Source organism: Acidovorax sp. GW460-11-11-14-LB4 (assembly GCF_059423685.1).
Genome location: NZ_JBWKYJ010000002.1, coordinates 131,674 through 148,935 on the forward strand (window position 1 = coordinate 131,674; position 17,262 = coordinate 148,935).

Sequence of the window (17,262 nt, forward strand, 5' to 3'; positions counted from 1 at the left end):
AAGAAAGCAAATTTCAAGGGTTGCCAAGAAATCATGCTATAATTCGAAGCTTAGCGGCTGTAGCTCAGCTGGATAGAGTACTTGGCTACGAACCAAGGGGTCGTGGGTTCGATTCCTGCCAGCCGCACCAACAGGTAAGCCCTGATATCGAAAGGTATCAGGGCTTTTTCCTTTTCAGGCCTCGGGTGCCTGGCTCACGCGCTGCGTGAGTTTCTGCGTGACTTTCCCAAGCCACGCAGCCTTTCTAGCCGTTGACCACCCGCAGCAGGGTGGTTCTGTCGAAGGTCTCTTTCACCTTGTTCGCCATCTCCACCAGCCTGGCAATCGTGGCCGTGGCGTAGTGTTGCGGCATTCCCTCGATGGCGTGGCCCAGTAGCAACGCCCGATCCTCTTCCGGCACGCCTGCATCCCTCAAGCGCTGGCCGAAGGTGTGCCGCAGATCGTGAACGCGCATGCGCTCCAGCCCTGCGGCCGCCCTGGCGTTCTGAAACGCAGTGTTGTTCATCGTTGCGACGGGCTTGTAGTCCATCGCCGGGGCCAGGTGGTGGTTCTTGACCCTCTCCCGCCGGTAGGTGAACACAAAGTCCGGGTGCAGGCCCCTGCAGGCCTCCACGATGCTCCAGGCCACATCGTTCAAGATCAGCACGTGAGTGCGGTTGGTCTTGAACTCTGCAGGCGGAATCACAAACACACTGCGTCCCAGCTCGGGCACCGGCCGTTCCCACTCCCACCGCAGCCTGCACACGTTGGCATCGCGTGCCCCCGTGCTCAGGGCGAACAGAACCATTCGCTGCAGGTGCACCGGCAGCCGCGGCAAAAGGTTTGCCTGCTGCTGCCAGGTGATGGGGTAGGGCTGGCGCCTGGTGGCCTTCTCGTCCAGCATCTCGATCAGCGGCGCGGTCGCCAGCCACGGCTTGCCGTTGGTTCGCCACAGGCGAGCAGCTCGATTCATGATCGTGCGCGCCACCTCCAGCGTCCGGTTCACCGTGGAAGGCTTCACCTCGTCTTCGTCCAGTCGTTCATCAATGAAGGGCTGCAGGGAGTCATTGCAAATGTCCACCAGTGCCATGCTGCCGATATAGGGCAGCAGCAGGGCCACGTGATAGGCGACCGTCTCCAGCGAGCGCAATTTCTTGCGCTCGCTCTCGATCAGGTACTTTTGCGCAGCAGCTGCAAACAGCTGTTGATCGCCGCTTCGAAGTTGGTTTTCCCGTTCGGCATCAAGCTCGGCCTGGCGCTGCCTGAGCCAGCTTTCTGCCTCATCTTGGGAGACCTTCCCGAGCCGCTCGAAGATCCGCGAGCCCTTGTATTGCTTATCGACGCTCCGGCTGCCATCGCTGGCCAGCTGGATTCCTTTTGTCCTAGTTCGCATGAAATCGCTCCTTTCTCGGTGCGACCAGGGCGCCCACGAGACTCTTTATACCGGTTCGCCCACTCGTCCAGCTCCAGCCGGTCGAAGGCTTTCCCACGCTTGCCAATCGGGATCACTGTCAGGGAAGGCCGCACCTCGTCCGTGAACCTGTTGCGGTCCATGCCCAGATAGGCCGGCGCCTGGCCGGCGCGGATGAAGCGCGGCTGCATCATTCGGCTATCGCCTCCTTTGGCACGTTGAAGAAGCCCAGGCGCCCCTTGAACGGAACGAAAGGCAAGGTGCGGCCGTTGCGCAGGACGAACCCGTAGGAACCCTCCTGTTTCCACCGCGAGTTGTGATCGGTCACGCAATCGACCACATCCGCCCAGCCGACAAGGCCGCCGCGCTCCAGCTTCTCAAAGGGGGGGATTTCGATATCGCGGGCCAGAATGCCCTCGTCGTAGAGGTAGGCCACCGTTTCGTCGTAGTAGCTGCGGGACATGGTGAGGCCCGCATGGATCAGCATGCGGCCCCGGAACACGGTCGGCCAGTCGCGGTTCTCGATGTCTTTGTGACCGTTGACGATCAGCCAGGCCCAAGGCTGGCGGATGCTCAGCGCGGGGATCATTGGGCACCCCCTTCTGGCCCACCCAGGGCGGGCCGAACCAGCCAAGTCCACACGCCGTAGAGGCTGCACACGGTGAAGACCAGCTGCTGCGCGAACAGTGCCCACAGCGACTGATCCCAGCTGAACACCAGCCACCCCGCGTTGCTGGCGAGGTAGGCCACGAACCCCCACCCGGCCAGGCGCGAGCGCCCGGCCAGCAGCAGGGTGCCGATCACGCCCATCAGGGCGGCAGAGATCTCGATGTAAGGCAGGCCGTTCACTTCGCACCGCCTTTCTCCGCCGTTGCCACACATCCCAGATCCTGCGCTGTCGCCAGCCGCACCGTGGACATGGCGCTGCGGCACCAGATGTACCCCAGCAGATCTGCGGCTGCCAGGCCAGCGCGCCGCGCACCGGTCGTGTTCGCGGCACCCACGTTCACCTGCCACCGCTTGGGCTTTCGTAGCGAGCCCGCCTTGAACTCCACCACGTACTTTTTGTAGTCCTTGTCCGCCCAGAAGGCGTTGGCTTCGGCTTGAGTCTGAATGGTTGGCATGAAAAATTCCTTGAAGGCCAGTTCTATGCGGGGTAGTCGTGACGCAAGAATTCGCAGCGGGCGCTGTTGCCCGGCATGAGGTTGAAAAATGGAAACACTGAACTTGGAAACGGTCCTGAATGCAGAAAAGCAGGCGCAGGCTTTGGGCCCGGCGTCCATCGCAGCACTGCGGGAAACCGCCATGAAGTGGCAGGCAGAGCACCAGCTCGGCCTGCTCTCCTTTGACGATGGGGTGGCGAGGGCAATAGAGCGCATCACGAACCGGCCCCGGTAGAGACAGCCAGCGCGGCCACCATCGGCCGCACCCAGATGGGCGTGCTGCCCAGCACGAACGTTTCGCCGTTGCGTGCCAGCAGGATGCTCTGGCCCATCACCGTGCCGATCGCCTTTGCCGACTTGCGCGGCACCGCGTTGCCGATCGCTTCGCGCCAGCGCTGATCGCTTTCACCGTCCAGCACAAAGCGTTCGCCCCGGCTGGCTGGGCCGGTGGGGGCGAAATACTCTTCCGGGTCGATGAAGCTCTGCAGGCACGCCAGTTCCAGGGTGGTGAAGGGGCGGTGCCAAGTGCCGTCCCGCGCCTCTATGCGGCACACCAGCTTGTCGTTCGGGCCGGGCAGCGCCTCATTTCCGGGGGCAAAACCGGAAGCGGCGCGCGGATCCGCCACGCTCCACGGGCCGTTGTCATGGCATGCCGATGCGCTCACGGCCCCGGCCGGGTCGTCGTAGCTCACAACGCCGTAGTGCCCGCCGGTCAGGTACGCATCGCCCTTGCCCCGCTGCATGTTGGGGCGCGGATCCGCCACCACCGCCGCGCCGTTGGCGTTGCCAGCGATCACGGCCCGGGTGTGCTCGCTCCAGGGTGTTACGTGGTATTTGCCGTGCAGGCCCGCCGGATCCTCCCCACCCCGTGGATCCGCCACGGCCTGGCCGGTGCCGTGCGCGCTTGTCACCGCGCGCGCAGCGCCCTCCCAGGACACGATGCGGAATTCGTTGGAGTGCTTGGCCGGGCCACCATGGCGTGGATCTGCCACGCTGTAGGCACCCTGCAGCGGCCCCGTTTGACCTGGCACGGCGCCCGTGTGCTGCCCCCACTGGCGCACGCCCAGCGCCTGCCCATCCTTCCAGGCCGCAGACGGTGCAAAGCGCGGATCCGCGATGGCGAAATTGCCATTGCTCGGGCGCCCCTTGCCGGTGATGGTGCCGCAGTGTTTCCCCCAGTCCTGCACGCCCAGCATGCCGCTGTGCATGTCGGGCACGATCAGGAAGTCCCGCAGGTGCCCGTTTTCCACTGCCAGCTTGTTGAGGCTGCGCCAGTCGCTGCCCGCCTCTACAAAGGCCAGCCGCACCCAGGTTTTCCACTGCAGGGCCGGGATCCGGTGCATGGGGCCGCCCACCGCGTCGCCCGGCAGCGGCACATGCTGCAGCACGTCGCCCACGCTGCGCAGCCCGCGCTTTGGCGGCTCGTACAGGAAGGGCGGCACCTTGCGCACCAGCCGGGCCACCAGCAGGAAGCGGCGGCGGCTCTGCCCCAATCCGTCGCCCAGCTCGCCGCAGTCGTGCGTCGTCTCGGCCGTGGCGTAGCCGTAGTGCTGCAGCATGCTCACGATCTGATCGAGCAGGTGCCGCCCACGGGTTGCAATGCGCGGCACGTTCTCGAACACGATCAGCCCGGGCAAGTCGTCGCCAAAGGCTTCCAGCATCAGCCACACACCGCGCAGCGTCAGTTCGTTGAGCGCCTGATATTTCAGGGTCGAGGCATGCAGGGCAGGCAGCAGGCCCGAAAAGCCTTTGCACGGGGCCGACAGGAACACGATGTCCGGGAACTGCCACTGCGCGGCAGCGCGTACAGTGTCGGCCGTCGCCTCGCGCCAGCCCTCGGGCGGCATGTGACCATGCCAGGCCAGGTACTGTTCCAGGCTGAACAGATCCACGCAGGCCTGCGTCACCCCGTTGAGGGTGTAGAAGTCCCTGCAGGCTCGGGCGTCCACGTCAATGCCGCCCAGCAGCACCATCTTGCCCTTGATGGTGCCGATGGTCGGGTCTGCATCCTTGAAGCCAGCTGCGCCGCTGCCAGAGCCGCCGAACAGGTGGAAATGGGTCACTTCCTGCGGCTTCACGCTGCACCGCCTTCCTGTGCCATCAGCACTACCCGATGCAGGGTTAGAGCTGGTGCATAGCACTCCCGGAATGCTTCCCCGATAGTGGGATGGCCGAAGCCATCGGCCCCTGTTCCCTTGCCGGTAAGGGTCCAGCGCGCGTCCCTCTTGTTGTCGAATAGGACACCCTGGCCGCAGGGGGCCATTACTGCCCAAAGCTCCTGCGCTGGGTTTGCCACGACCTCGCTGCTGCCTTCGCCCAGCACCTTGTCAAGCACGGTTTTCGCGGCGGCCATGCACGCCAAATAGTCGGCTTCGGATGGCCTCGCATCTTGGCTTGCAAGATCCTGCGCGAGCATGCAGCGGCGCAGGTTCCAAAGAGCCGCGAGCAGTTCGCTGGAAGCGGCCATGGCCCGCCCTGTCACCGCGAACTGGCGCGCATCGTGCAGCGCATCAGTGTGCAGCGTGGCGACGGGCCAGGATCCCGGCACATCCGGGCTTTCAGCACAGGCGCCGGGCTTGGGAACGCGGATCTGTGCGCCGTTGAAAAACATGCCAGCCAGAGGGGTTGCGTTCATCACAGGCCACCTTTCACGATGGCAGCACGCTTCGCCGCACTGGCGGCACCGGCCGCGCTGCCTTCGATGGTGATCGAGCCATAGGCACGCGGCGCCAGCGAGGCATTCACCTTGCCGTTGCGGTCCAGCACACGCGGCATGGAGCCGGGCAGCTTCATGGGCGCGCGGCCCACGTTCGCAGGCGCTGCTGATGCGCTGGGCTTGTTCTCGCCTCGTGGGCGAACGGATTGGAAAGCGTTCAGCAGCTTGGGTGCTGCGTTCAGGGGGTGTTGTGTGTTGTTCATATCAAAATTGATAGCTGTTTGCGCTTGATGGTTAATGGTTTGCGGTTGATATGGCTGTCATTCGTCGCCGTGTTCTCCTGCGGCTCGGCTCTTGAAATCCACGCCAGGGGGCGCGGCCCGGGTTGGCGGCCAGCAGCTGGCCCGGCCGGTGTTCAGGGGCGGATCCGCACCAGGGCGTCGCCTGCGTCGGCCGGTGGCTTCAAGACGCACAAGGCGGCAGGCCACGGGGTCGGCCATCACGGCGTCGTAGTCGCTGGGCCAATGGCGGAAGGCGTAGCGGATGCGCATGGATTCCCATGCGGCGCGCAGCTCTGCAGCGGTCGGGGCGCTCATGCGATGGCCCCCCAGGTGTGCATGTGCATGTGGCTCGCACCGGGGCCGCAGGCCTCGGAGCTGGCGCGGATCACGTTCACCGGCTGCACGCCGAACACCTCGCGCACGGCGGGGGCGTAGCAGTGGCGCACGCCATTCCGCTCCATGCTGTGCGCGCACAGCGTGCAGCCATGCAGGGGCGGCACCAGTTGGGCAAGGGCCTGCAGGTTCATGCGGCGCCCCTTCTGCCGCGTTGGGGCAGCTGCAGCACCGTGGGGGCCTCGATGTCCAGGCACTGCTGGCGGCTGTCAACGGCAGCCAGCTCGCGGGCCTTGGCGTCTGCCTTTGCCTTGGCCTGCATGGCCTTGAAGCGCTTGGAAATGTCGGTGTTGGCGGCGTTCGTGTAGCGGAACGTGCGCGCGGGGTCGAATAGCTTGGTTGAGGGTTCAACGCGGGTCACTGGCATGGCTTTTCCTCCGGTGGGTTAGCGGTGGTTGCGCTGGGGGGCCTCGAACACCCAGCAGTGCACGGTCCGGCCTACGTCCAGGCCGCCTTCGGTGTCGTCTTTCTTGATGCGGATGGCGCTGTTGACGGTCTTCACGTCCACAAAGCGGCGGGTCTTGCTGGTGCGCAAAACCTTTTTCAGCTCGCTCAGCACGGGCACCTGTTGGCGGTGCATTGCGGCCCGCTCCACGAACTCGTTCAAGTTCACGGCGATCAGGGCCGGGTCGCGGCTGTGGTTCAGGTGTGGGCCTTCCTTGGGGCCCATCGCACCGGCTGCTGGCAGCCAGTTGAGGTAGTCGAACGACTCCCAGAACTCCTGCACCAGCGGGTGGTCTGCGCTGATCGAGGCCTGCCGTTCACGCGCCATGGCGACGATCTGGGCACGCACGGCCAGGTATTGCGGCTCGTCCATGCGCATCAGCTCGCGCATGGCATTCACCATCACCAGCAGCTGCGCGTGGTTCTTGGCAATACGCGGCTTGTGCACGCCGTCCTGTTGCAGCAGCCAGGCGGTGGCCTTGTCGGTTTCCTTGTTCAGCGTCTCCAGCACCTTGTCTTCCAGGCGCAGGCAGGCCAGCAGAAACCCCGACAGGTTGGGGATCTCGTAGCCCTCCAGCTTTTTGGCGCTGTCGAACGTCTGCGGTGTGTGGCCCTTCGTGGTGAAGGTCATGTGGCAGATCCGTTCCATGATGGCCTGGCTGGCCTGCACCTGGTTGTTCTGGCTGATGACGATGGACGCCCGAAACGGCGGGTCGTATGTCTCATTGCCCCCGGTGCGCACGCCCGTGGTGCGCACGTTGCGGCCGTTGTAGGCGTCTTTCAGCTCGTCCCAGTCGAAGCTCTTCACGTGAGAACTGCCGCCGGTCTTTGTCTCCCGGTCGGACTCGATCAGCACGATGGGCAGGTTCGACACCTGGGTGAACGTGCGCATGCGGCCCGCTGCCGTGGACTTGCTGGGGTCGAAGCCCTCATAGTCCCGGCCGAACAGCTTCCACAGGAATTGAATCAGCGTCGTCTTGCCGCTGCCCGGCTCGCCCACGATCTCCAGAAAGGGGAAGCTCATTTGCTCGGCGCGGATCTGCTCGGCAAACAGGCTGCCGATCCAGTACGCCAGGGCCACATAGCCCTGGGGGCCAAAGGCGTTCCACAGGTGCACGGGCCAGGTTTTGTCTTGCGTCTCCCGGTCGGTGCTGATCTGCAGGGCGATGGACTTCTGCAGGCTCTTGATCGACAGCTTGCCGATCTCGAAATAGTCTTCGGAATTGGCCTCCAGCACCTGGCCGCCGTGCACCGCGTAGTTGCCCAGCAAATAGGTCTTGTGTGTCGCGCTGTAGCCGATGTAATCGACCGTCTGCACCACCTTGATGTTGTCGAGCTGGCGCAGCAGCATGCGCTCCAGCTGCCCGCTGCTTCCGCTGTAGATCGCGCCGGGGGCCAGGTGCAGCAGCTGCTTTTTGAACTCGCTGGCGGTGGTCAGTTGGCCCGCTGTGAACGTGCCTTTGATGGCGGGGCCATCGTGTGGATTGCTGATCGAAAAGTAATACCAGGCCTCCTGCGTGATCTCGTTGCGCTGGTAGTAGAGCGCCTTGGGCACGCAATTGGCGATGGGCTGCAGCACCGTTGACGCCTCTAACGCCTTGTCCCGAATCTCCGCTTCGGTCATGTACGGGGTGGGGCCGTCGCTGATGCCCTTTTCGATCTGATCTTTGGCCTTGCTGTACGCGGCCAGATCCAGCTTGAACCAATACAGCCGGTTTGAAAACTCCAGCTCGAACTCGGTGCGGTTGGTCCTGTTGTAGATCAGCAGGGCCTTGTCCTGGGCCGAATCGGCCAGCAGCAATGCGCCCTGATACAGGTATTCCTCGCGGTCCTTTTCTTCCAGCTTGCCGCGCTGGTGCAGGTCGTTCCAGTCCAGCTTCTGGCCGCGTGGCTGCACGATCTGCGCGGCTCTGACCACCCAGCCGTCATCCCTGGCCTTTTTCACATGCCGCAGCGTGTATTCGCGCCCGGCCTTGTCGCCGTCGAGCGCGAACACCAGCACAGGCTCTTTCACCTGTTTGCCCTCGCGCTGGATCTGCTCGCGGATGGCCTGCAGCGCTGCCGCCGGGTAGTTGTTGCAGCTCATCAAGGCCACGGCGGCCAGGCCATGGTGGGCCAGCGCAATGGCGTCAAAAATCCCCTCCACCAGCCACAGCTCTGTGGGGGGCGTCGGGGCGTCTGGCTGGTCGGGCCGTGGCGCTGCAAAGCTCAGATCAGGCATTGCCCACCAGTGCCCGGCGTAGGTTCCGCCCAACTTGAAGTTGGCCTTCTTCTTGCCGAACCGGGCGGGCTTGTCGATCAGGCGTTCCCACCACGTATCTGCCACTGCAAATCGCACCGTGGCGGTGCCTGCACCGCGCCCCCGGTCTGCCCGTTGGTCGAAGTAGTGTTCCTGTGCGTACAGGCCACGGATCCGCGCCAGATCGAACCCGCGATGCTGGGTCAGATAGGCGTCTGCTGCGGCGTTCGGGTTGCGCTGCTCTGGCGGCTTCGCTTCCTCGATCACGCGGGTCCGTTCGCTCCAGCTCTCGAACAGGTCGGCGTACAGTTCTTTCGCGTGGGCCTCATAACCGCAGTTGTTCAGCCGCTCACACCGCACCACCCAGGGGCTGGCTGCATAGGTCCACAGCGAGCGCTTGCCGCAGCCTGGGCACGTGCCCTTGCGCAGGTGCTTGCCGTCCTGGGTCGGCTTGAACTGGTAGTCATCCTGCAGGCGCTGGCTGATCTCGGGCAGCAAATCATCGTTGTGCATCAGCGCGCCCCCGTGCGAATTGCGGCGACGTACCAGCCCAGGCCGTACAGCTGCTCCACCCAAGCGATGGCGGCCAGCCGATTGGCGACATTGCGCACGGCCACGCGGCGGCGGCGGTGTTGCATGTCCACGTGTGTGACGCGGTAGCAGCTCATTGCGAGTCGGCTCCAAACCGCAGTGGCTCAACGTCAGCAAGCCACTCTTTTTTGCACTTGCCTTTCAGGCGCCACCGGTGGGCCAAGTGCTCAAAGCGCGCACCAAAGTCCGTGCGGCCATACAGCCGATTGAGCCATTCATGCACCTCGCGCTCTGGTCGTGAATCAAGCTTCAACAGCGCAAAAGCGCGGCGCAGGTTCTTGTCATCGAAGCGGCGCAGATCCTGCAGATCGAACGGAAAGCGCTTGCCGTTGTAGAGGCCCAGCAGCAGCCGGGCAGCTGCACCGGCACCGCTGTGGTCATGCTCCGTGGCAAGCATGAAGAAGTGGGATAGCGCTTCAAATGGATCGCCCAGTTCGCGTTGTGCAGGTGCGGTGGTTGTCTCTGTCATGGCTCGGTCCTTTCGGTGAGTAAGGAAAATCAAGGCGAACGAATCCCCGCGATGCCCAAAAAAACGGGCATCGGCAGGCATGGAAAAGGGGAAGGGGGCGGGCTAGCCGCTAAGGGCGTTCATCACCCGTCCTCGAACAGATCCAGCGTGCTGGGCGCGCTGTTCTCGGGCGTGTGGGTGACGATGCGTTCCTGCTCAAGCTGGCGTTGCAGCAGGCCGCGCCGCACATGCGACGACAGGGGCAGGTGAATCGATGGGTTGGGCGTGCTGGATGGCGTGAGAGAACACACGATTTCTTCCAGCGTCTTGAAGTTGTGCCCGCATTCCCAGTTGCTGCAGCTGTACGTGGTCTGGCGCGTCAGCTCAGACACCGTTTCGGATGTGCGCACCGTGGCAGGCCACTTGCAGTGCGGGCAGTTGATCCGCCGCGACTCGCGGCGCACTTTGCGTTGTGGATGGTTGGCCGTAAATGACATGGCGCGCGAAGCCCCTGCGGTGGTGGTGGCACACCTGCTGCGCGCTGTCATGGTGCTGGGCTGGGGGAACATGGTCAGGGTTCCACCATCAGCGACCACGGCGAGGCGCTGCAGTTTCTCCGTAGGTGCTTTCCAGCCACTGGATGAACCCCCAGCGAGCGAAATTCGTAAGCGGTCGGCCCTCGGCCTTCGCTTTTTCGCGCGTCAGAGCTTCATATTTTTCGGGAAGGCGCAAACTAATTGGCTTTCCATGGCAAATCTTGTCGGCGTCCTCGCCTCTGGCTGGCTTGGTCATCTATGATTGACTCGGATTGATTAGAAGTGACTCAATCCTAGTCAATAAAAAATGACCTGTCAACACCCTGGAGTGAGTTAATTATGACCTTTGGCGCACGCTTGAAGGAAGAGCGCGGGCGGCTGGGCCTTACACAATCGCTATTTGCTGCCCACGGCGGCGTGGTCAAGTTCACACAAATCAACTACGAAAAAGACGTTGCCTCGCCCAGCGTGGACTATCTCTACAAGTTGGAGAAAGTGGGCGTGGATATCGGCTACGTGTTGACGGGCGAGCGCACCGCGTCCGCATCGATGAAACGTGATGAACTGGATCAGCGCACATCGGAGCTGGTCAAGCGATGGGCCCAACTGGGTGAGCCTGCGAAACACCTGGTGGAAACCACGGTGCAGCTGCTGCCCGCTGTGCAGGCCGCTGGCGAGAAAGCCTAGTTCGTGTCGTCGCCGCCCGAGTCCTGATCGGCCCCGGCCGTGGCGTCGCCACTGCCCTGCAATTCCAGCTCCAGCGATGTGGTGAAGCCGCCATCCCCCAGGGCGTGCTCCACGGTCTTCACCAGCCAGTCGCTGCCGTCGATCTCGGGCTTGAAGCCCTCCACTGATACCGGTGACTGCGGCATCAACGCGGGGCGGCCCAGCGCGAGCGTAAGGCGCAGCGTTGCCGCTCCACGGTCCACGCGCTGCATTTCCGCGCGCGCTGCGGCCAGCGCGTCTTCTTCGCTCGCATAGGTGTCCTTGAGCACCTTCACATCCTCGTCGGTACCGGCCAGCACTCCCCGGCGCCTGGCCCGGCCCGCGTCATGCCAGTACGCCCGCACGCCCGTGTAGGTGGTGCGTTCGGCCGTGTGGTAGTTGTGCTGATCGCCGCTTGCCCGGGTGATGGTCAAAGCCTCCAAGGCCTGGCCGCTGGCGTTGGTCCGTGAGTTTGTCCGCAGGAACACCAGCGTGCCCTTTTTAACGGTACACACGGCGTCATGCTGGCGGGCCAGCCGGGTGCAGAAGTGCAGATCGCTTTCGTTGGTCTGGTCGATGTGCTGCACCTTGCGGCTTGCCAGTTGCGGGTCAATGCGCGCGGGCAGGTTGTTGCGCGCGGCAATGTCCCGCACCACCTGGCCTACAGTGGTGTCGTGCCAGCTGCCGCTCGCGCGGGTGCGCAGGGTCTTCGCCATGTCCGCGCTGCGTGCCGTGATGTGGATCTGATCGGGCGTGCCCTGATGCTCGGTTTCGTCCACGATGAACGTGCCCTTGTCCACAAGGCCGGTTGCCTCCCATCCCAGGCGCAGGGCAATGGTGGCCCCCTTTTTCGGGATCGCCATGCGCCCGTCTGAATCGTCCAGCGTGATCTCCAGCTGGTCGGCTTCGTCGCCCCGGCTCTCCCGCAGGCGTAGATCTATGAGGCGGCTCGAAAGCCGGGGGGTAATGTCCTGGCCGTTCACCACCAGGTGGTAGTCCGGTTTTTGTGCAGCAGCTGTCACAGCATCCACCATTGCCAAAAGTCGTCGTCGTCGGCATCGGGGTTGCCGCCGGATCCTGCCCCGCCCGCTGGGTCGGCCAGGTAGTCATCCACCCGGGCCAGCTCCAGCGTGAAGTCAGTCCGCCGGGCGATGCCCTCGGCAATGAACACACTCCCCGTTTCTTGAACGCGTTGGATCACCCAGGCCCCGAACACCACCCCCGTGCCGCCCACCAGTGCGTAAGCCTTGCCTGCATCGGCCATGGCGCGCACATCGTCCAGGCTGCGCCGGTTCCCGCGAAACTCAGGCACCTGCAAGCCGGTGAGGGTGATGGTGTCTTCACCCACTCCAATGAACTGGCGTGCGGGCCGCGCCCCCACCCGGCTGTTTGTCGGGTGTCGCCACTCCGTGCTGCGCTGCAGCTCCTGATAGGCCAGCGTATCCATGCCGAAAACAAACTGGCCCAGGGCCATCATGGTGCTCATGTGCGCTTACTCCATGTCGCTCATCTGGCTGTTCACCCTGCGGCGCTTTGCCGCCTCCATGCGCTCGATTTCCGCGCGTACAGCTTGGGCTATGGCCTGCCCGTCCATACCCTGGGCGGCGTTGATGGTGATCTGGTAGGTGCTGCCAGCCGCTGGCGCGGCCATGGCGGCACCTGAAGGCCTTGCCAAGGCTGACCCCCCAGCCAGTGCCATGGGGGCCGCTGTGGTGGCTGCCAGGCCCACGGCCGCAGCTGCGGCCAGGTGCTGGCCCTTTTGCATGCCGATGGCGGCCCCCTCGGAGATCCACCCGCCGTACTCAATGAAAACCCGGCTCGGGCTGTTGATGCCCAGCGTTTCCTTGAACCACGCAGCCACGCTGCTGGCTACGCCCACCACCGTGTCGCGCAGCGCGGCCAGTCGTGACGTAACGCCGTTTGCCAGGCCTCCGATCAGATCCGCGCCAGCTGCAAAGAACCGATCTTTCAGGGCTACCAGATCTGTCCACAGCGCGATAGCGCCGCCTTTCATGTCGGCCCACCGGCTGTAGACCATGTATGCGGCCGTGGCGAGCAGCGACAGCGCAAGGCCCAAAGGGGTAGCCAGCAGAAAGCGGCCCAGCACCATGAGGCCCCGGCCCACCATGAAGATCACCGGCAGCGCCATGCGCCATGCAGCAGCGAGCACTGGCCCCAGCCGCGCCAGCTGTCCCAGGACAGCACCAGCAAACCGGGTCACCGGTCCAAGCACGCTCAGGCTCATGCCCAACTTAACCAGCACAAAACGCAACAGTGCAGCCTTTGCCCAGAGCAGGCCCAGGGGAACAAGGATGGCGCCCATTGCGGCCATCAGGGCGCCCAGCACGATGGTGGCTTTCAAAACCCCACCCACCAGGCCCGGGTTCGCCTGCACCCAGGCGGTGAGGCGTTCCAGAGCCGGGTTCACCACCGTGAGCAGATCCGCGAAGGCGCTTTTCAGGTTGCTGCCCACAATCGCGCTCAGGTTGAACATGCGGTTGTTGAACATGGTCAGTTGCGCGCTCATGGTGGCGTTGCGCGCTGATGCCTCGCGGGCCATGGATCCGGCAGCTTCTTTGCTGCCTGCCAGGGCCATCTGGCGGCGCAGCTCGTCCGGCTTGTCCACCAACTTTGCAAGGGTGTCGGCGTGCTCCATGCCCACCAGCTCCACCATGATGCCCATGCGCTTTGCCTCGGGCGCCTTGGCGATGGCTTCCATCACCTGCATCAGCGTGGCGGCGGCGTCCTTGGTCATAGAGCGCTCGATAGCCTCGCTGCTCAGCCCAAGCTCGCCCATAGCCGACTGGAACTTTTTGGTTCCTTTGGTGGCGGCCGCGAACTTGGACATGATCGCGTTGGTGGCCGTGCTGGCTGTTTCGGCCCGTTCGCCCAGTGTCAGCAGGGTGGAGCCCAGGGCGGCGGCGTTCTGGGCGCTCATGGCAACCGTGGACAGAACACCGCTGGTACGGTTCAGGTAATCGATGATGTCCGCGCCCTTGCTGATGGCGTTGTCATCCAGATAGTTGATCGTGTCGGCGAGGCCGCGAATGTTCGTCAGCTCGATCTTGAAGTTCTTGGCAACCTTGCCCATGGACTCTGTGATCTCATCCGGCACCGCGTCGAAGGCGGTTGCCATCTCTGAGGCCATCAGCACGAACTCGCTCAGCTTGTCGGTCGGCACTTCCATGCGGGCGGCGGCCGTGAACATCGATGCAATTGCCGTTGTTGCCAGCGGGATCTTGTGCGACAGCGCGCGCACCTGTTCTTCGATGGCGGAATACACAGCCGTCAGCTTGCCCATCTCATCGCGCGCCCCTGGCACCTGGCGCGCAACGCCCAGCATGGCGTCTTCGTGCGCCATGAAAGACCGTGCGGGCGCTGCCCCCGCCTCCATGGTGCGGCGGCCTGCATAGATGCTTGCCCCGCCCGCTGCGGCCATCCCGGCGCCAATGGCCGCGCCCTTCTTGGTGGACGCCTCCAGCCGCTCCAGGCGTGCCTGGGCCGCTCGCTTGCGCTCTATGGCCTTTGTCGTGCGGTCCACCGCGTCGGCCAGGCGCTTTTCGTCCGCTGCCGCGTTGGTAATGCCCATGCCTGCCAAGCCCTGGCGCATGCGCCGGGTCTGATCGAGCTGGCGGGCATAGGCCTGGGTGAGCTTGTTCACCGCGTCGTTCGATGCTCGGTACTGGGCGCCCACGGCCTTGGCCGCGTCGCCGCCTTTCTTGAGTTCTGCCACCAGCGCCTGCTGGGCAGTGCGCGCAGCTTCCAGCCGGGCCTTTGTTTCGCGCAAGCCCTCTTGCATGCCCCGATATCTTGCGACGGCAGCCTGCTGGCGCTCCAGGCCCCGCAGGGCCTTCTGTGCCTCGTCCAGATCGCGGCCCAGGGTACGGGCGCCGGATCCAATCCGCTTGAGGGGGGCTGAAACGCGGTCTGCCATGTCCAGCAGCACCTGCAATTTGAGTTTGTCCATGGTGCTCAGCTTTTGGTGGTGTTCATCTGCTGGAATCGGTCGATAGCCAGTGCCTGCCAGTGCATCAGCTCGCCCAGCTCCATGGGATCCATGTCAGCCGGGCGCCAATGGAACACGGCCGCAATATCGGCCATGGCTTCCTCTACTCGTTGAGGAATGCCGCTTCCTTCTGGGCGGCGTGAGCCTTCGCCAGAGTCGCCTGCGGTACCAAAAAATCAACCACCTCCGTTGCGCAGGCGATCAGATCCACAGGTTCCATGGCCTCCACCTCGTGCTTGAGCAGCGGCGGTTCTGTGATGCGAGGCAGCAGCAGCATCACGGCTTCGGCGCGCAGCTGCAGCAGCTCGGCCAGGTTGATGCCGCGCAGTGCGCCCGCCTTGGGCTTGCGCAGGTGCAGCTGGGTGATGGTGCTGGCGCCCCGGGTGATGGGGAATTCCAGCGTGACAGTGGCGGCGGTGTTTGCCGGTGCTGCAGGTGCGGTGGTGTCGGTGTTGGTGGTCATTTCATGCAATCAAAAAAAGGCCGCTGCCCCGCGTTGGCTACAGGGCAGCGGCAAATGGCCTTCTCACAAAGGCCCCCCTGAAAACTGTGCCTTTACACGCCCAGCGCCGCGCGAACGGCGCTCAGGCGGTCTTCGCCGTGAACGATTTCGACCAGGTTCACCAGATCGATTTCCAGAATCTGCTCCCCGTCCACTGTCAGCTTGTAGTAGGTCAGCGCGTACTTGTAGGTCTGCTCGATCAGCTCGCCAGCCTTGGCGCTGCCGGGATCCATTTCGGACAGGCGCCCGCGCATGACGACTTCCACGACGGTGGGCGCTTCGTCCTCTTCGGTCTGCACTGCGCCAGCAAACCGCAGCATCAGCGCGTCGTGCTTGCCTGCGCCCCACTTGCTCATCAGGCCCTTGATCCAGCCTGCGCCTTTCAGCTCGGCCTCCATCTTTTCCTGGCCCATGTCCAGATCGATGGGGCCGTTCATGCCGCCGCCCCGGTATTCCTCCATCTTGCGGGTGAGGGTGGGCAGGGTCACTTCGGGCATTTCGCCCATGTAGTTGGTGCCATCCACAAAGGTGGCGAAGTGGGTAAGTTTGCGTGGCAGTCCCATGGCGGTGTGCTCCTAAAGTTGGGTGGTTATTGGCCGGTTGCCACGCGCAGCGCGAAGTCGGCGTAATACTTGTCCGTGATGCGCTGCTGAAAGCCCAGGTCTTCAAGGGGCGGCACGGGTGTGTAGTCGTAGTCAATCACCAGCTTGCCGCTCTTGAGGGTCTCGGTGGTGTTCACCTCGGTGTCAAACCAGGCCTTGCCGTCGAGGATGTAGCCCTGTGCCTTGAGCGAACGGAACCGCGCGTTGATGCCCTCGATGATGTCTTTCACCAAGCTGGGGTGCAGTGGCTTGTCGATGAACTCGAAATGCCCTTCTGCCACCGTATCGGCCAATACGTGCGCGGTGCGGGTGGCAGTCTCGAACCGGAACAGTTCTTCGGTGGAACAGGTGCGGCTCCCCCACAGGCGGTAGCCCTGGTAGTTGATAAGCGTGGTCACGTTGCCTTCGTTCAGCAGCGTGGTGTCGCTTGCAGGGTTCTGCAGGTCAAAGTACACGTCTTTGGTGATACCCACCGGGCCGTTCAGGGGCACGTTCGACAGGCTCTTGTGCCAGCCTTGTTCCCGGTCGATCTTGGCGCGCAGGCCCATCGCGTAGGCCACGGCAGGCACTGGCACTGCTGCGTTTGCCTCGGTGTCCCAGGCCTTGAAGTCCGGCCAGATCACCATGGTTTCGCGCTTGCCAAACCCTTCTGCATAGGCCAGGGCCTGGCTCACATCCTCCGCGCCGTGTGCCGACACGTAGGCCATAGCGCGCAGCTGCTCGGCTGCACTGGTGAGGGCGTCGGCTACCGGCTTGGTGTCCAGGCCAGGCGCACCCAGAATGCGGGGCTTCACGCCCAGTTTCTGCTGGGCGGTCAAAAGGGCCTGAATGCCCGTGCGGTTGCCGCCGGTGTTGGTGCCGATCACTAGGCTGGTTTGCGCGGCTTCGGCCGTCACAGCGTCTTCACCTTCGCCGCTGGCAACGCCCACCCCTACCCGTACCACAACCACCACGGGCCGGGCCTGCTCTGCGATGGCCCGCAGGGCTACGGGCAGGGTGCCGTCCACGCCCGCTTTGTCCAGCGCCTTGGCGATGTTGGTGAACAGCACAGGGGTGTTCAATGGGAACGCGGCAGCGTCGGCCGTTGGGCCTGTGGCAATGAGGCCGATAACGGCCGTCGAGACAATGCGCAGGGTGGTCGTTCCGGTGTTTACTTCCGAAACGCGCACGCCGTGGTGGTAGCCAGCGAGGGACATGATGGAGCTTTCTGTGTGGGCTGATGGGCGATCTGCTGATGGTCACCCACTCGCGCGCGCAAAGCCACTGGTGGTGCCTGTGGGGCGCGCTTGCACACGTACAAACGCCC

23 protein-coding genes and 1 tRNA gene are annotated in these 17,262 nt (G+C 63.9%); 3 read left to right on the plus strand and 21 right to left on the minus strand.

Features of this window, described 5'->3' with window-relative positions:
- Window positions 1-53 precede the first annotated feature (53 nt).
- A tRNA-Arg gene (locus AC07X4_RS02180) sits at window positions 54-130 on the plus strand.
- Between the two features lie 114 nt (window positions 131-244).
- Here the strand turns inward: AC07X4_RS02180 and AC07X4_RS02185 are convergent.
- The 4 genes from AC07X4_RS02185 to AC07X4_RS02200 all read right to left on the minus strand — a co-directional run bounded on the left by AC07X4_RS02185 (window position 245) and on the right by AC07X4_RS02200 (window position 2,514).
- A complete protein-coding gene (locus AC07X4_RS02185; protein WP_494739067.1) occupies window positions 245-1,372 on the minus strand; it encodes a tyrosine-type recombinase/integrase in 1,128 nt (375 codons plus the stop codon).
- A gap of 208 nt (window positions 1,373-1,580) precedes the next feature.
- Complete coding sequence (locus AC07X4_RS02190) at window positions 1,581-1,979, minus strand: ASCH domain-containing protein (RefSeq protein ID WP_494739068.1); 399 nt, start codon at window positions 1,977-1,979, stop codon at window positions 1,581-1,583.
- Complete coding sequence (locus tag AC07X4_RS02195) at window positions 1,976-2,239, minus strand: nicotinamide mononucleotide transporter (protein WP_494739069.1); 264 nt, start codon at window positions 2,237-2,239, stop codon at window positions 1,976-1,978. The genes AC07X4_RS02190 and AC07X4_RS02195 overlap by 4 nt, the downstream gene beginning before the upstream one ends.
- Window positions 2,236-2,514: a hypothetical protein gene (locus tag AC07X4_RS02200; protein ID WP_494739070.1), complete on the minus strand. Its 279-nt coding sequence runs from the start codon at window positions 2,512-2,514 to the stop codon at window positions 2,236-2,238. Before AC07X4_RS02200 ends, AC07X4_RS02195 begins: the two co-directional genes overlap by 4 nt.
- Before the next feature lie 88 nt (window positions 2,515-2,602).
- On the opposite strand from AC07X4_RS02200, the gene AC07X4_RS02205 reads away from it, so the two are divergent.
- A complete protein-coding gene (locus AC07X4_RS02205) occupies window positions 2,603-2,788 on the plus strand; it encodes a hypothetical protein (protein ID WP_494739071.1) in 186 nt (61 codons plus the stop codon).
- Here the strand turns inward: AC07X4_RS02205 and AC07X4_RS02210 are convergent.
- The 10 genes from AC07X4_RS02210 to AC07X4_RS02255 all read right to left on the minus strand — a co-directional run bounded on the left by AC07X4_RS02210 (window position 2,769) and on the right by AC07X4_RS02255 (window position 10,174).
- Window positions 2,769-4,526: a DNA cytosine methyltransferase gene (locus tag AC07X4_RS02210; RefSeq protein WP_494739113.1), complete on the minus strand. Its 1,758-nt coding sequence runs from the start codon at window positions 4,524-4,526 to the stop codon at window positions 2,769-2,771. The two genes, AC07X4_RS02205 and AC07X4_RS02210, sit on opposite strands and share 20 nt — an antisense overlap.
- A 101-nt stretch (window positions 4,527-4,627) precedes the next feature.
- The gene (locus tag AC07X4_RS02215) at window positions 4,628-5,188 is read right to left on the minus strand and encodes a hypothetical protein (protein ID WP_494739072.1); all 561 of its coding nucleotides are present in this window, start codon (window positions 5,186-5,188) and stop codon (window positions 4,628-4,630) included.
- Complete coding sequence (locus AC07X4_RS02220) at window positions 5,188-5,472, minus strand: hypothetical protein (RefSeq protein ID WP_494739073.1); 285 nt, start codon at window positions 5,470-5,472, stop codon at window positions 5,188-5,190. Before AC07X4_RS02220 ends, AC07X4_RS02215 begins: the two co-directional genes overlap by 1 nt.
- A 57-nt stretch (window positions 5,473-5,529) precedes the next feature.
- Window positions 5,530-5,805 carry a hypothetical protein gene (locus AC07X4_RS02225; protein ID WP_494739074.1) on the minus strand — a complete coding sequence of 92 codons (276 nt, stop codon included), beginning with the start codon at window positions 5,803-5,805 and terminating at the stop codon, window positions 5,530-5,532.
- A complete protein-coding gene (locus AC07X4_RS02230) occupies window positions 5,802-6,017 on the minus strand; it encodes a hypothetical protein (RefSeq protein WP_494739075.1) in 216 nt (71 codons plus the stop codon). Before AC07X4_RS02230 ends, AC07X4_RS02225 begins: the two co-directional genes overlap by 4 nt.
- Entirely contained in the window at window positions 6,014-6,250 is a 237-nt protein-coding gene (locus AC07X4_RS02235; RefSeq protein ID WP_494739076.1) for a hypothetical protein, read from the minus strand. The genes AC07X4_RS02230 and AC07X4_RS02235 overlap by 4 nt, the downstream gene beginning before the upstream one ends.
- Before the next feature lie 18 nt (window positions 6,251-6,268).
- Complete coding sequence (locus tag AC07X4_RS02240; protein ID WP_494739077.1) at window positions 6,269-9,079, minus strand: toprim domain-containing protein; 2,811 nt, start codon at window positions 9,077-9,079, stop codon at window positions 6,269-6,271.
- Window positions 9,079-9,234: a hypothetical protein gene (locus tag AC07X4_RS02245; RefSeq protein WP_494739078.1), complete on the minus strand. Its 156-nt coding sequence runs from the start codon at window positions 9,232-9,234 to the stop codon at window positions 9,079-9,081. The genes AC07X4_RS02240 and AC07X4_RS02245 overlap by 1 nt, the downstream gene beginning before the upstream one ends.
- The gene (locus AC07X4_RS02250; RefSeq protein ID WP_494739079.1) at window positions 9,231-9,707 is read right to left on the minus strand and encodes a DUF7673 family protein; all 477 of its coding nucleotides are present in this window, start codon (window positions 9,705-9,707) and stop codon (window positions 9,231-9,233) included. Before AC07X4_RS02250 ends, AC07X4_RS02245 begins: the two co-directional genes overlap by 4 nt.
- A 41-nt stretch (window positions 9,708-9,748) precedes the next feature.
- On the minus strand, window positions 9,749-10,174 hold the full coding sequence (locus tag AC07X4_RS02255) for an Ogr/Delta-like zinc finger protein (RefSeq protein WP_494739080.1): 426 nt from the start codon (window positions 10,172-10,174) through the stop codon (window positions 9,749-9,751).
- 306 nt (window positions 10,175-10,480) lie between these two features.
- On the opposite strand from AC07X4_RS02255, the gene AC07X4_RS02260 reads away from it, so the two are divergent.
- Window positions 10,481-10,828, plus strand: a complete 348-nt coding sequence (locus AC07X4_RS02260) for a helix-turn-helix domain-containing protein (protein WP_494739081.1) — start codon at window positions 10,481-10,483, stop codon at window positions 10,826-10,828.
- Here AC07X4_RS02260 and AC07X4_RS02265 read toward each other — a convergent pair.
- From AC07X4_RS02265 to AC07X4_RS02295, 7 genes are all read right to left on the minus strand, one after another.
- Complete coding sequence (locus AC07X4_RS02265; protein WP_494739082.1) at window positions 10,825-11,868, minus strand: phage late control D family protein; 1,044 nt, start codon at window positions 11,866-11,868, stop codon at window positions 10,825-10,827. The two genes, AC07X4_RS02260 and AC07X4_RS02265, sit on opposite strands and share 4 nt — an antisense overlap.
- On the minus strand, window positions 11,865-12,332 hold the full coding sequence (locus AC07X4_RS02270) for a phage tail protein (protein ID WP_494739083.1): 468 nt from the start codon (window positions 12,330-12,332) through the stop codon (window positions 11,865-11,867). Before AC07X4_RS02270 ends, AC07X4_RS02265 begins: the two co-directional genes overlap by 4 nt.
- Window positions 12,333-12,338: 6 nt before the next feature.
- Window positions 12,339-14,813 carry a phage tail tape measure protein gene (locus AC07X4_RS02275; RefSeq protein ID WP_494739084.1) on the minus strand — a complete coding sequence of 825 codons (2,475 nt, stop codon included), beginning with the start codon at window positions 14,811-14,813 and terminating at the stop codon, window positions 12,339-12,341.
- A 5-nt stretch (window positions 14,814-14,818) separates the two neighbouring features.
- Entirely contained in the window at window positions 14,819-14,947 is a 129-nt protein-coding gene (locus AC07X4_RS02280; RefSeq protein ID WP_494739085.1) for a GpE family phage tail protein, read from the minus strand.
- 8 nt (window positions 14,948-14,955) lie between these two features.
- Entirely contained in the window at window positions 14,956-15,315 is a 360-nt protein-coding gene (locus AC07X4_RS02285; protein ID WP_494739086.1) for a phage tail assembly protein, read from the minus strand.
- Window positions 15,316-15,407: 92 nt separating this feature from the next.
- Window positions 15,408-15,917, minus strand: coding sequence for a phage major tail tube protein (locus tag AC07X4_RS02290; RefSeq protein WP_044402167.1), 510 nt, complete (start codon window positions 15,915-15,917; stop codon window positions 15,408-15,410).
- 26 nt (window positions 15,918-15,943) lie between these two features.
- Window positions 15,944-17,152: a phage tail sheath protein gene (locus AC07X4_RS02295; protein ID WP_494739087.1), complete on the minus strand. Its 1,209-nt coding sequence runs from the start codon at window positions 17,150-17,152 to the stop codon at window positions 15,944-15,946.
- Window positions 17,153-17,262 lie beyond the last annotated feature (110 nt).

Excerpts from the sequence above, each read along its gene's own strand:
- AC07X4_RS02190 (WP_494739068.1), bottom strand. The coding sequence starts at position 1,979 with ATGATCCCCGCGCTGAGCATCCGCCAGCCTTGGGCCTGGCTGATCGTC.
- AC07X4_RS02270 (WP_494739083.1), bottom strand. The coding sequence starts at position 12,332 with ATGAGCACCATGATGGCCCTGGGCCAGTTTGTTTTCGGCATGGATACG.
- AC07X4_RS02235 (WP_494739076.1), bottom strand. The coding sequence starts at position 6,250 with ATGCCAGTGACCCGCGTTGAACCCTCAACCAAGCTATTCGACCCCGCG.
- AC07X4_RS02275 (WP_494739084.1), bottom strand. The coding sequence starts at position 14,813 with ATGGACAAACTCAAATTGCAGGTGCTGCTGGACATGGCAGACCGCGTT.
- AC07X4_RS02245 (WP_494739078.1), bottom strand. The coding sequence starts at position 9,234 with ATGAGCTGCTACCGCGTCACACACGTGGACATGCAACACCGCCGCCGC.
- AC07X4_RS02290 (WP_044402167.1), bottom strand. The coding sequence starts at position 15,917 with ATGGGACTGCCACGCAAACTTACCCACTTCGCCACCTTTGTGGATGGC.
- AC07X4_RS02220 (WP_494739073.1), bottom strand. The coding sequence starts at position 5,472 with ATGAACAACACACAACACCCCCTGAACGCAGCACCCAAGCTGCTGAAC.
- AC07X4_RS02295 (WP_494739087.1), bottom strand. The coding sequence starts at position 17,152 with ATGTCCCTCGCTGGCTACCACCACGGCGTGCGCGTTTCGGAAGTAAAC.
- AC07X4_RS02255 (WP_494739080.1), bottom strand. The coding sequence starts at position 10,174 with ATGTTCCCCCAGCCCAGCACCATGACAGCGCGCAGCAGGTGTGCCACC.
- AC07X4_RS02280 (WP_494739085.1), bottom strand. The coding sequence starts at position 14,947 with ATGGCCGATATTGCGGCCGTGTTCCATTGGCGCCCGGCTGACATGGAT.
- AC07X4_RS02200 (WP_494739070.1), bottom strand. The coding sequence starts at position 2,514 with ATGCCAACCATTCAGACTCAAGCCGAAGCCAACGCCTTCTGGGCGGAC.
- AC07X4_RS02185 (WP_494739067.1), bottom strand. The coding sequence starts at position 1,372 with ATGCGAACTAGGACAAAAGGAATCCAGCTGGCCAGCGATGGCAGCCGG.
- AC07X4_RS02230 (WP_494739075.1), bottom strand. The coding sequence starts at position 6,017 with ATGAACCTGCAGGCCCTTGCCCAACTGGTGCCGCCCCTGCATGGCTGC.
- AC07X4_RS02240 (WP_494739077.1), bottom strand. The coding sequence starts at position 9,079 with ATGCACAACGATGATTTGCTGCCCGAGATCAGCCAGCGCCTGCAGGAT.
- AC07X4_RS02250 (WP_494739079.1), bottom strand. The coding sequence starts at position 9,707 with ATGCCTGCCGATGCCCGTTTTTTTGGGCATCGCGGGGATTCGTTCGCC.
- AC07X4_RS02205 (WP_494739071.1), top strand. The coding sequence starts at position 2,603 with ATGGAAACACTGAACTTGGAAACGGTCCTGAATGCAGAAAAGCAGGCG.
- AC07X4_RS02225 (WP_494739074.1), bottom strand. The coding sequence starts at position 5,805 with ATGAGCGCCCCGACCGCTGCAGAGCTGCGCGCCGCATGGGAATCCATG.
- AC07X4_RS02210 (WP_494739113.1), bottom strand. The coding sequence starts at position 4,526 with ATGGTGCTGCTGGGCGGCATTGACGTGGACGCCCGAGCCTGCAGGGAC.
- AC07X4_RS02285 (WP_494739086.1), bottom strand. The coding sequence starts at position 15,315 with ATGACCACCAACACCGACACCACCGCACCTGCAGCACCGGCAAACACC.
- AC07X4_RS02215 (WP_494739072.1), bottom strand. The coding sequence starts at position 5,188 with ATGAACGCAACCCCTCTGGCTGGCATGTTTTTCAACGGCGCACAGATC.
- AC07X4_RS02260 (WP_494739081.1), top strand. The coding sequence starts at position 10,481 with ATGACCTTTGGCGCACGCTTGAAGGAAGAGCGCGGGCGGCTGGGCCTT.